The 12,053-nt window shown below is 55.9% G+C and carries 10 protein-coding genes; all 10 read left to right on the top strand.

Annotated features, from left to right (window positions below; all coding sequences use genetic code 11):
* Positions 1-79: 79 nt before the first annotated feature.
* The 10 genes from DXZ77_RS06690 to rplB all read left to right on the top strand — a co-directional run bounded on the left by DXZ77_RS06690 (position 80) and on the right by rplB (position 12,041).
* The gene (locus tag DXZ77_RS06690; protein ID WP_115030909.1) at positions 80-3,964 is read left to right on the top strand and encodes a DNA-directed RNA polymerase subunit beta'; all 3,885 of its coding nucleotides are present in this window, start codon (positions 80-82) and stop codon (positions 3,962-3,964) included.
* A gap of 490 nt (positions 3,965-4,454) precedes the next feature.
* Positions 4,455-4,829 (top strand): 30S ribosomal protein S12, encoded by a 375-nt coding sequence (gene rpsL, locus DXZ77_RS06685; RefSeq protein WP_028326554.1) that lies wholly within the window; start codon positions 4,455-4,457, stop codon positions 4,827-4,829.
* Positions 4,829-5,299 carry a 30S ribosomal protein S7 gene (gene rpsG, locus DXZ77_RS06680; protein ID WP_028326553.1) on the top strand — a complete coding sequence of 157 codons (471 nt, stop codon included), beginning with the start codon at positions 4,829-4,831 and terminating at the stop codon, positions 5,297-5,299. The genes rpsL and rpsG overlap by 1 nt, the downstream gene beginning before the upstream one ends.
* Positions 5,300-5,429: 130 nt before the next feature.
* The gene (fusA, locus tag DXZ77_RS06675; protein ID WP_115030907.1) at positions 5,430-7,544 is read left to right on the top strand and encodes an elongation factor G; all 2,115 of its coding nucleotides are present in this window, start codon (positions 5,430-5,432) and stop codon (positions 7,542-7,544) included.
* Positions 7,545-7,659: 115 nt separating this feature from the next.
* Positions 7,660-8,853 carry an elongation factor Tu gene (tuf, locus tag DXZ77_RS06670; RefSeq protein WP_028326551.1) on the top strand — a complete coding sequence of 398 codons (1,194 nt, stop codon included), beginning with the start codon at positions 7,660-7,662 and terminating at the stop codon, positions 8,851-8,853.
* Positions 8,854-9,235: 382 nt separating this feature from the next.
* Positions 9,236-9,544, top strand: coding sequence for a 30S ribosomal protein S10 (gene rpsJ / locus DXZ77_RS06665; RefSeq protein WP_006946210.1), 309 nt, complete (start codon positions 9,236-9,238; stop codon positions 9,542-9,544).
* A gap of 17 nt (positions 9,545-9,561) precedes the next feature.
* Entirely contained in the window at positions 9,562-10,227 is a 666-nt protein-coding gene (gene rplC / locus DXZ77_RS06660) for a 50S ribosomal protein L3 (protein WP_181816056.1), read from the top strand.
* A gap of 4 nt (positions 10,228-10,231) precedes the next feature.
* On the top strand, positions 10,232-10,885 hold the full coding sequence (rplD, locus tag DXZ77_RS06655; RefSeq protein WP_208302200.1) for a 50S ribosomal protein L4: 654 nt from the start codon (positions 10,232-10,234) through the stop codon (positions 10,883-10,885).
* The gene (rplW, locus tag DXZ77_RS06650) at positions 10,882-11,181 is read left to right on the top strand and encodes a 50S ribosomal protein L23 (protein ID WP_028326548.1); all 300 of its coding nucleotides are present in this window, start codon (positions 10,882-10,884) and stop codon (positions 11,179-11,181) included. Before rplD ends, rplW begins: the two co-directional genes overlap by 4 nt.
* A gap of 23 nt (positions 11,182-11,204) precedes the next feature.
* On the top strand, positions 11,205-12,041 hold the full coding sequence (gene rplB / locus DXZ77_RS06645) for a 50S ribosomal protein L2 (RefSeq protein ID WP_084440850.1): 837 nt from the start codon (positions 11,205-11,207) through the stop codon (positions 12,039-12,041).
* The last annotated feature ends 12 nt before the right edge of the window (positions 12,042-12,053 follow it).

The following is a 12,053-nucleotide window of genomic DNA, read 5'->3' as shown; positions in this document are numbered from 1 at the left end:
CGCCGGTCAGAGATTCCAATCTCGATCGGCCAACGTGAACTTGCGACCTACACCTCATACTGACGAGAGAAGGACACACGTGCTCGACGTCAACTACTTTGACGAGCTGCGTATCGGCCTGGCCAGCGCGGATGACATCCGTACTTGGAGCCATGGCGAGGTGAAAAAGCCCGAGACGATTAACTACCGCACGCTTAAGCCAGAAAAGGACGGTCTTTTCTGCGAGCGTATTTTTGGTCCGACCCGTGACTGGGAATGCTACTGCGGTAAGTACAAGCGGGTGCGCTTTAAAGGAATCATCTGCGAGCGCTGCGGCGTCGAGGTGACCCGCTCTAGTGTGCGCCGCGAGCGGATGGGGCACATTGAGCTAGCCGCTCCTGTGACACATATTTGGTACTTCAAGGGTGTTCCAAGCCGCTTGGGCTACCTGCTTGATTTGGCCCCGAAAGACCTTGAAAAGGTCATCTACTTCGCGGCTTACATGATCACCAGCGTTGACGAGGAAGCGCGCCACCGTGATCTTCCTTCTCTCGAAGCTCAAATCGAGGTTGAGAAAAAGAGCCTTGAGAACGCGCGTGACGCCAAGATTGAAGAGCGAGCAAAAAAGCTCGAGGCAGATATTGCAGAGCTTGAAGCAGAAGGCGCTAAAGGCGATGTTCGCCGCAAAGTGCGTGATTCCGCAGAACGTGAGATGAACTCCATCCGCAAGAAAGCGGATAAAGAGGCAGAACGCCTTGACCAGGTATGGACCCGGTTCAAGAACCTCAAGGTGCAAGACCTTGAAGGTGACGAAATGCTCTACCGCGAAATGCGTGACCGCTTCGGCATGTATTTCGAGGGATCTATGGGTGCAGCTGCCCTGCAGAAGCGCCTGGAGACTTTTGATCTTGAGGCTGAAGCTGAGCAGCTACGTGAGATCATTCAGACCGGAAAAGGTCAGAAAAAAACGCGTGCCATTAAGCGTCTTCGTGTTGTCACAGCTTTCCAAACCACGGATAACAATCCCAATGGCATGGTTTTGGACTGCATTCCGGTTATTCCGCCGGATTTGCGTCCGATGGTGCAGTTGGATGGTGGCCGCTTTGCGACCTCTGACCTGAATGATCTGTACCGACGGGTTATTAACCGCAATAACCGCCTCAAGCGTCTCCTTGATCTTGGTGCTCCCGAGATCATCGTGAATAACGAGAAGCGGATGCTGCAGGAGGCTGTTGACGCGCTCTTCGACAACGGTCGTCGTGGTCGCCCTGTTACCGGGCCAGGTAACCGTCCTCTTAAGTCCCTTTCGGACATGTTGAAGGGGAAGCAGGGACGTTTCCGTCAGAACTTGCTGGGTAAGCGTGTTGACTACTCTGGTCGTTCTGTCATCGTGGTCGGTCCGACTTTGAAGCTGCACCAGTGTGGTCTGCCCAAGCAGATGGCATTGGAGCTCTTCAAACCTTTTGTGATGAAGCGCTTGGTCGATCTGGACCACGCACAGAACATCAAGAGCGCCAAGCGCATGGTGGAGCGGTCACGACCGCAGGTGTGGGATGTTCTCGAAGAGGTCATTACTGAGCACCCTGTCTTGTTGAACCGTGCACCTACGCTGCACCGACTTGGTATTCAGGCTTTTGAGCCCCAACTGGTCGAAGGTAAAGCTATTAAGCTCCACCCGCTTGTGTGTGGCGCCTTCAACGCGGACTTCGACGGCGACCAGATGGCAGTCCATGTGCCGCTTTCGCCAGAGGCTCAGGCTGAGGCTCGAATTCTCATGCTCAGCAGCAATAACATCCTTAAGCCATCGGATGGCCGACCGGTGACGATGCCTTCTCAGGACATGATCATCGGCCTATTCCACCTCACCAGTATTCGTGAGGATGGGCCTGGTGCTGGCAGGGCATTCCGCTCCGCAGAGGAAGCGCAGATGGCTTTCGATGCTGGCGAAATTCATCTCGGATCGTCTGTGAAGATCAGGATCGATGATTTCGTCCCGGGGCTAGGGGAAGCGGCACCGGAAGGGTTGGTTCCCAATGCCAATGGCCGTTTCGATGGTGTTGTCATTGAAACGACTCTGGGGCGCTACATTTTCAACACAGCATTGCCTGTGGATTACCCATGGGTTGAAGAACCAGTTGACAAGAAAAAGCTTGGCGCCATTGTCAACGACCTTGCAGAGCGGTACAGCAAGGTTCAGGTTGCGGCCAGCCTCGATGCCCTGAAGGAGCTCGGCTACTACTGGGGTACTCGCTCAGGTGCGACTGTCGCCGTGGCTGACGTGGTTATGCCTCCGAACAAGGATGAGATCCTTAGCCAGTACGAGTCCAAAGCAGAGAAAGTTCAGACGCAGTTCGAGCGCGGTCTTTTGACTGACGAGGAACGCCGTCAAGAGCTGATTGAAATTTGGACTGAGGGAACCAACAAGGTTGCTTCTGCTATGCAGGAGAACTTCCCCAAGCTAAACCCGATCTATCGGATGGTTTCTTCGGGGGCACGTGGTAACTGGTTCCAGCTCCGTCAGATCGCTGGAATGCGTGGATTGATGGCAAACCCGAAGGGTGAAATCATTCCGCGTCCGATTATGTCGAACTTCCGTGAAGGCCTTTCGGTTCTCGAGTTCTTCATTTCTACTCACGGTGCTCGTAAGGGTCTTGCAGACACCGCTCTTCGTACAGCGGACTCTGGATACCTCACGCGTCGTCTCGTTGACGTTTCTCAGGATGTCATCATCCGTGAGCACGACTGCGGAACGATGCGTGGCCTTACCTTGCCTATCGCCGTGAGGAACAGTGAGGGCGAGCTTGTACTTGATGAGAATGTTGAGTCTGCTGTTTATGCAAGGACTCTCGCCGAAGACGTAGTGAAAGATGGCGAGGTTCTCGCCTCTGCTGGAGCCGACGTTGGCGATGTGCTAATCGCGAGGTTGGTTGAGGCAGGAGTTGAGCAGGTTAAGGTTCGATCAGTTCTTACGTGTGATAGTCATGTCGGTACCTGTGCCTTGTGCTACGGCCGTTCTTTGGCTACCGGAAAGCTCGTTGAGATTGGTGAAGCAGTAGGTATCATCGCTGCGCAATCGATTGGCGAGCCTGGTACTCAGCTCACCATGCGTACCTTCCACACTGGTGGTGCTGCAGGTGATGACATCACCCAGGGTCTTCCGCGTGTTGTCGAGCTATTCGAAGCACGTACACCCAAGGGTGTCGCTCCGATCATTGAGACTGCCGGCCGTGTGGAAATCGAAGAAACGGATAAGTCTCGCCGCATCCTGATTACGCCGGATGATGGTTCTGAGGAGCAGGCTTACCCCGTCTCGAAGCGCGCTCGTTTGTTGGTTAACAATGGTGATCACGCCGAGATTGGTGCACGAGTCGTCGCGGGACCAGTGGACCCCAAACAGGTATTGCGTATCTTGGGTCCGCGTGCGGTTCAGATCCACCTTGTGGAGGAAGTGCAGGGCGTCTATCGCCAGCAGGGTGTGTCCATCCACGACAAGCACATCGAGGTCATTGTTCGGCAGATGCTTCGCCGAGTGACAATTATCGAGGCTGGAGATGCAGATCTGTTGCCAGGTTCGATGGCTGAGCGTGGTCACTTCGAGTTGGAAAACCGACGAGTTGTTGCCGAGGGTGGCAAGCCTGCTTCGGGTCGACCTGAGCTGATGGGTATTACGAAAGCTTCGCTTGCTACTGACTCGTGGCTTTCGGCAGCCTCTTTCCAGGAGACCACTCGAGTGCTTACCGATGCGGCGATTAATGCTAAGTCTGACCCGCTCCTTGGTCTTAAGGAGAACGTCATTCTCGGTAAGCTCATTCCTGCAGGTACCGGGCTTACCCAGTACCGGAACACGCGAGTTGAGCCTACCGAGGAAGCGAAAGCAACGATGTATTCGTTGCCGGATTATCAGCAGTTCGACTATCCAGTCTTCGGTCCAGGATCGGGCGAAGCCGTTCGGTTGGACGATGCATCGCTTGGATTTAGCGACTGATGACTTTCGGCTAATCTGCCGTTAAGTCCCTTATAGGGCTGGGCCCCACACTGAGTGTGGGGCCCAGCCCTATAAGTTTGAGGGTTTGATTGAAAGGTTCAACACGCCCGACCGCGTGGGTCGGATGCTCTTTTTACGACTGTATCCTCACAGGTAATCGCACTGTATATATGTATATGGCGTGTGTGACGTGTTCAAATTTGGTTCGGGTTCTCTCTCGGCCTTACTCTTGAGGTGCATGGGTCTGGGCAGTTGTGCCCACGTGAAGTAAAAGAGTTTCCTTAGTAACTCGGAGTGCCGCCAGGTGCGCCGCATATCTTCAGTGTGCAGGTTCTTAGATCCATGTCCTTTCGCCGGGCAGCTCGGGAGTTTCACTGGATGAATCTTTCAAGAAGTGCAGGGGAGAGCCACGGGTCCTAGGTGATTCGTGGAAACACCAAGGATGGCAAACCATCAAGGATTGCCGGATCACTACAGCAATGGAGTTTTTGTGCCCACCATTAACCAGCTCGTCCGCAAGGGCCGGCAGGATAAGGCCTCGAAGGTCAAGTCCCCGGCACTGAAGGGCAACCCGCAGCGGCGTGGCGTTTGCAGCCGCGTCTACACCACGACGCCCAAGAAGCCGAACTCGGCTCTCCGTAAGGTTGCTCGTGTGAAGCTCACTTCGGGTGTTGAGGTAACCGCTTACATCCCTGGCGTTGGCCACAACTTGCAAGAGCACTCGATCGTGCTCGTGCGTGGTGGACGTGTTAAGGACCTTCCTGGCGTTCGTTACAAGATCATTCGTGGCTCGCTTGACACCCAGGGTGTAAAGAACCGGAGCCAGGCTCGCAGCCGTTACGGTGCAAAGAGGGAGAAGAAGTAATGCCTCGTAAAGGTCCTGCTCCCAAGCGCCCTATTATGTCTGACCCTGTTTACGGGTCTCCGCTGGTCACCCAGCTCGTCAACAAGATCCTGTTGGACGGTAAAAAGTCCACCGCAGAACGCATTGTTTATGGTGCGCTCGAAGGGTGCCGTGAAAAAACGGGAACTGACCCAGTTGCCATCCTCAAGCGTGCTCTCGACAACATCAAGCCGACTCTTGAGGTGCGTAGCCGCCGTGTCGGTGGTGCGACCTATCAGGTTCCTGTTGAGGTCCGTGCTGGACGTTCAACCACGCTCGGTTTGCGCTGGTTGGTGGGTTACTCACGTCAGCGTCGCGAGAAGACGATGACCGAGCGACTTATGAATGAAATCCTTGACGCAAGTAACGGCCTTGGTGCCGCTGTGAAGCGTCGTGAGGACACCCACAAGATGGCGGAGTCCAACCGGGCCTTCGCTCACTACCGCTGGTAAGACGAATTTATTCTTCGGTGTCACTGGCTTTGAATTGGTTTGGTGGCACCGAAGGTAAGTTCCGCGGAAGGCCTGCGATTTCGGGCAGACCTGAGGCGACTGGGAAACACGAAACGAGACGAGAGATCACGTGGCACAGGATGTCCTCACAGACCTGAAGAAGGTCCGCAACATCGGCATCATGGCGCACATCGACGCCGGTAAGACGACGACGACGGAGCGCATCCTCTTCTATACAGGCGTCAACCATAAGTTGGGTGAAACCCACGATGGTGCTTCGACGACTGACTGGATGGAGCAGGAAAAAGAGCGGGGTATCACGATTACCTCGGCTGCTGTCACCTGTTTCTGGGAGGGTAACCAGATCAACATCATCGACACCCCCGGGCACGTCGACTTCACCGTTGAGGTAGAGCGTTCGCTCCGTGTCCTCGATGGCGCCGTCGCAGTGTTCGATGGCAAAGAAGGTGTCGAGCCTCAGTCTGAGACAGTGTGGCGTCAGGCTGATAAATATGACGTTCCCCGCATCTGCTTCGTCAACAAGATGGACAAGATGGGTGCGGACTTCTACTTCACGGTCCAGACGATTAAAGATCGTCTTGGTGCGGAGCCGCTCGTGCTGCAGCTCCCCATCGGTGCGGAATCTGACTTCCTTGGTGTGATTGACCTACTTCACAGCCGTGCACTTGTCTGGCCTGGTGACGCCAAGGGTGACGTGACTCTTGGGGCTAAGTACGAAATCCAGGAGATCCCTGAGGACCTTAAAGAAAAGGCTGAGGAATACCGCAGCCTCCTTGTTGAGCGCGTCGCTGAGAGCGATGACGAGCTCATGGAGAAGTACCTAGGTGGCGAAGAGCTTACGATTGACGAGCTCAAGGCTGGCATTCGCAAGCTTACGGTGAGCTCTGAGCTGTACCCGGTTCTCTGTGGTTCTGCCTTCAAGAACCGTGGTGTGCAGCCAATGTTGGATGCTGTCATCGACTACCTGCCAACACCAATGGATGTTGAGGCAGTCAAGGGACATAAGGTCGGGCACGAAGACGTTGAAATGGAGCGCCACCCCGACAAAGCCGAGCCATTCTCCGCTCTTGCCTTCAAGGTTGCGGCACACCCATTCTTTGGTACCCTCACGTTCGTTCGTGTGTACTCTGGGCGCATTAACGCAGGTAGCCAGGTCGTTAACTCGACTAAGGGCAAGAAAGAGCGTGTCGGCAAGCTTTTCCAGATGCATGCCAACAAGGAAAACCCTGTTGATGAGGCAGTGGCTGGAAACATCTACGCCATGGTCGGCCTGAAGGAAACGACAACAGGTGACACGTTGTGTGACCCAGACAATCAGATTGTTCTGGAGTCGATGACTTTCCCAGAGCCTGTTATCTCGGTTGCTATTGAGCCTAAGACCAAAGGTGACCAGGAGAAGCTCTCGACCGCTATTCAAAAGTTGGCGCAAGAGGACCCCACCTTCCAGGTTGAGCTTGATCAGGAATCTGGTCAGACCGTTATCAAGGGTATGGGTGAGCTTCACCTTGACATCCTTGTTGACCGCATGAAGCGTGAGTTCAAGGTTGAGGCCAACATCGGTAAGCCGCAGGTCGCTTACCGTGAGACCATCCGTCGCACGGTTGAGAAGTTCGACTACACCCACAAGAAGCAGACTGGTGGCTCCGGTCAGTTCGGTAAGGTGCAAATCACCTTTGAGCCTTTGGATACTGCCGAGGGTGAAATGTACGAATTCGAGAATGCGGTTACAGGTGGCCGTATTCCGCGTGAGTACATTCCAAGCGTTGACCACGGTATTCAGGACGCACTTCAACACGGTGTGTTGGCTGGATATCCCATCGTGGGTGTGAAAGCAACCTTGATCGATGGCGCATACCACGATGTTGACTCGTCCGAAATGGCCTTCAAGATCGCTGGCTCGATGGCAACGAAGGAAGCTCTTCGTAAGGCAGACCCTGCCCTGCTTGAGCCAATGATGGCTGTTGAGGTTCGTACGCCCGAAGAGTACATGGGTGACGTTATCGGTGACATCAACTCTCGCCGTGGCCACATCCAGTCCATGGAAGACATCAGTGGCGCTAAGGTCGTTCGTGGCCTTGTACCACTGTCCGAGATGTTCGGGTACGTTGGTGACCTGCGTTCTAAGACGCAGGGCCGCGCTAACTACTCGATGCAGTTCGACTCGTACGCTGAAGTTCCCAAGAACGTCGCGGACGAGATCATCAAGAAGATGCGAGGCGAGTGAGGCGGGTACACTCACCCGTCGGCTCTTCACGCTGCTAACGCAGTAAATAGTCCAACAACGTCGCCACCCAAGTGGATGTACGGCGTTAACCAATCAAGTCCACAGGAGGACCCAAGTGGCGAAGGCGAAGTTCGAGCGGACCAAGCCGCACGTCAACATCGGCACCATTGGTCACATTGACCACGGTAAGACGACGCTGACGGCTGCGATCTCGAAGGTTCTGCACGACGCGTACCCGGATCTGAACGAGGCTTCCCCGTTCGACTCCATCGACAAGGCGCCTGAAGAGAAGCAGCGCGGCATCACCATCTCGATCGCTCACATCGAGTACCAGACCGAGAGCCGTCACTACGCGCACGTCGACTGCCCCGGGCACGCTGACTACGTGAAGAACATGATCACCGGTGCGGCTCAGATGGACGGCGCCATTCTGGTTGTTGCTGCAACCGACGGCCCCATGCCGCAGACGAAGGAACACGTTCTCCTGGCCCGCCAGGTCGGCGTCCCCTACATCGTCGTGGCACTCAACAAGACTGACATGGTCGAGGATGAGGAAATCCTCGAGCTCGTCGAAATGGAAGTTCGGGAGCTGCTTTCCAGCTACGAGTTCCCCGGCGACGACGTTCCTGTTGTCCAGGTCTCCGCACTGAAGGCACTCGAGGGCGACGCCAAGTGGAGCGAGTCCATTCTCGAGCTCATGAAGGCAGTCGACGACTACATTCCTTCCCCGGAGCGTGCAGTCGACAAGCCCTTCCTCATGCCTATCGAGGATGTTTTCACCATTACCGGGCGTGGCACGGTTGTTACCGGCCGTATCGAGCGCGGTGTGCTGAAGGTTAACGAAGAGGTTGAGATCGTGGGTATCCACGAGGCAACCACGAAGACCACGGTCACCGGTATCGAAATGTTCCGTAAGCTCCTCGACGAGGGCCAGGCCGGTGAGAACGTTGGTCTACTTCTCCGCGGAACCAAGCGTGAAGACGTTGAGCGTGGCCAGGTTGTCTGCAAGCCGGGCTCCATCACTCCTCACACGGAGTTCGACGCTCAGGTCTACATCCTTTCCAAGGATGAAGGTGGCCGTCACACGCCCTTCTACGACAACTACCGTCCTCAGTTCTACTTCCGTACTACGGACGTGACCGGTGTTGTCCACCTTCCTGAGGGTGTTGAAATGGTTATGCCTGGTGACAACACCGGCATGAAGGTGGAGCTGATTCAGCCCATCGCCATGGAAGAAGGCCTCAAGTTCGCTATCCGTGAGGGTGGCCGTACGGTCGGTGCTGGTAACGTAACCACGATCATCAAGTGACCAACTAGGTGATTAATCACCAACCGGGGGCTCAGGTCAATAACCTGAGCCCCCGGTTGTGTGTTGACACCACTGATCAGCTGATTTGTGCTTTCGGTGAATTATCTGGCAGAGTGAACGGGTTGCTTGACGCGAAGTTCGGTATCGCATCGAACTTCAAGTCCCTCGAAAGAGGTTACTAGCACCGCGAAATAAGATTCGTGGATCTGGAGCTCTTGCAGGGATGCGTTGGGCTCGGATCCGGGAAGCTAAACAGTCGGCCAGACCAAAAGGTTGATGAGTCTGTTTATTGTGTTCCTGAATATGCGACACGCCCGAGCGCGTGGGTCGGTGATCCGAATTCTTACAAGCGGAATTAAACGAGAGAGAGTCTGACGAAGCGATGGCGGGACAAAAAATCCGCATCCGGCTGAAGTCGTATGACCATGAAGTCATCGATTCTTCGGCACGGAAGATTGTCGACACGGTGACGCGTGCCGGTGCGACTGTTGTCGGCCCGGTGCCGCTCCCGACGGAGAAGAATGTGTTCTGCGTCATCCGGTCGCCCCACAAGTACAAAGACAGCCGCGAGCACTTTGAGATGCGCACCCATAAGCGTCTCATTGACATCGTGGACCCGACGCCTAAGGCCGTTGACTCGCTTATGCGACTTGACCTGCCTGCGGACGTCAACATCGAGATTAAGCTGTAAGGACGGTGACAACTGCGATGAGTAATGCAGCAAAGAGCGCTTCGCGCGCTGTCACCGGTGTGCTCGGCGAGAAACTGGGGATGACGCAGGTCTGGGATGAGCAGAACCGCCTCGTGCCAGTGACGGTCATCAAGGCCGGGCCTTGTGTGGTGACTCAGATTCGGGATGCAGCTACCGACGGCTATGAGGCTGTGCAGATTGGGTTCGGTGAGATTGATCCTCGCAAGGTCAAGAAGCCTTTGCGTGGCCACTTTGAGAAGGCAGGCGTAACGCCTCGCCGTCACCTAGTTGAAATCCGCACTAACAATTCTTCTGAATACACGCTTGGCCAGGAGATTACGGTCTCAGCTTTTGAAAGCGGCCAGAAGATCGACGTCACCGGAAAAACCAAAGGTAAAGGTTTTGCTGGTGTGATGAAGCGTCACGGCTTCGCTGGTGTCTCTGCTAGCCACGGTGCGCACCGAAACCACCGCAAGCCTGGTTCTGTTGGCGCCTGTGCCACTCCAGGACGCATTTTCAAAGGTCAGCGTATGGCCGGCCGTATGGGCGGCGTGCGCCAGACCACTCAGAACTTGACGATCCACGCTATCGATGCCGATAAGGGCTTCATCCTCGTCAAGGGTGCGGTTCCCGGTCCGCGTGGCGGTATCGTCCTCGTCCGCACTGCTGCTAAGGGAGCGTGACATCGTGACGAAGATCGACATCATCGGCTTCGACGGTGGTAACACTGGTCGCTCGGTCGACCTGCCCGCCGAAATCTTTGAAGCGGAAACTAATGTTCCCCTGATCCACCAGGTAGTTGTTGCACAGCTTGCTGCTGCCCGACAGGGAACGCACGCCACGAAGACCCGCGGCATGGTCCGTGGTGGCGGTAAGAAGCCATACCGCCAGAAAGGAACAGGGCGAGCCCGACAGGGTTCGACCCGCGCCCCTCAGTTCGCTGGCGGTGGAACTGTTCACGGGCCTCAGCCTCGTGATTACAGTCAGCGCACCCCCAAGAAAATGAAAGCTGCTGCATTGCGCAGCGCTTTGTCTGACCGAGCTCGTCATGGACGCATTCACGCAGTTGAAGGTGTTGTCTCTGACTCTGCTTCTACGAAGGCAGCCCGTACGTTGCTCGGTAGCCTTACCGACCGTAAGAACCTTCTTGTGGTTCTAGCGCGAGGGGACGAGCAGGGTGCGCTTTCTGTCCGTAACTTGCCGACAGTTCACGCGCTGCACGTTGACCAGCTGAACACCTACGACGTGATGTGCGCAGACGACGTCGTGTTCACCGAGAACGCGCTTGCGTCGCTCATCGACTCGCGTAGCGCGGCGAACTCCCAGGAGGAAGCCAAGTGAGCGCAAACATCAAGGACCCGCGCGACATCCTGATCGCTCCGGTCGTCTCCGAGAAGTCGTACGGACTTATGGATGAGGGTAAATACACCTTCATTGTTGACCCCTCTGCCAACAAAACTGAGATCCGCCTTGCAGTGGAGCAGGTTTTTGGTGTGAAGGTCTCTTCCGTTAACACGCTGAACCGCCAGGGGAAGACGCGCCGCACCCGTTTCGGGATGGGCAAGCGCAAAGACACCAAGCGCGCAATCGTCACCCTCAAAGAAGGTTCCATCGACATCTTCGGCGCTCGGGCCTGAGCGTAGGAACTGAGGACTGAACAATGGGTATCCGTAAATACAAGCCGACAACGCCGGGCCGTCGTGGTTCCAGTGTGTCGGACTTCGCAGAGATCACGCGCTCCACTCCGGAGAAGTCGCTGGTTCGCCCACTACCTAAAACTGGTGGTCGCAACAACCAGGGGCGCATCACTACCCGTCACATCGGTGGTGGCCACAAGCGTGCGTACCGTGTTATTGACTTCCGTCGCCATGACAAAGACGGCATTCCTGCGGTCGTCGCGCACATCGAGTACGACCCCAACCGCACAGCTCGAATCGCTCTCCTTCATTACGCAGATGGAAGTAAGCGCTACATCCTTGCGCCGAACCGTCTCCGTCAGGGCGATGCAGTTGAAGCTGGCACAGGGGCCGACATCAAGCCAGGCAACAACCTTCCGCTGCGCAACATCCCCCTCGGTACGATCATCCACGCAATCGAATTGCGTCCGGGTGGAGGGGCAAAGATTGCTCGTGCGGCAGGTGCACGTGTGCAGCTGGTAGCTAAGGATGGTCCTTACGCACAGCTGCGTATGCCTTCAGGTGAAATCCGCAACGTCGATGCGCGCTGCCGCGCGACTATCGGTGAAGTTGGAAACGCCGAGCAGAGCAACATCAACTGGGGTAAAGCCGGCCGTATGCGCTGGAAGGGCAAGCGCCCAACCGTCCGTGGTGTTGTGATGAACCCTGTTGACCACCCGCATGGTGGTGGTGAAGGTCGTACGTCTGGTGGCCGTCATCCTGTTTCCCCGTGGGGGCAGCCGGAAGGCCGCACACGTCGTCCGAACAAGGAAAGCGACAAATACATCGTGCGTCGTCGTCGCACGGGCAAGAAGCGCTGATAGGAGTCATGG

It is taken from the genome of Dermatophilus congolensis, assembly GCF_900447215.1.
Classification (GTDB): domain Bacteria; phylum Actinomycetota; class Actinomycetes; order Actinomycetales; family Dermatophilaceae; genus Dermatophilus; species Dermatophilus congolensis_A.
This window is presented reverse-complemented; position numbering and strand designations above follow the sequence as displayed.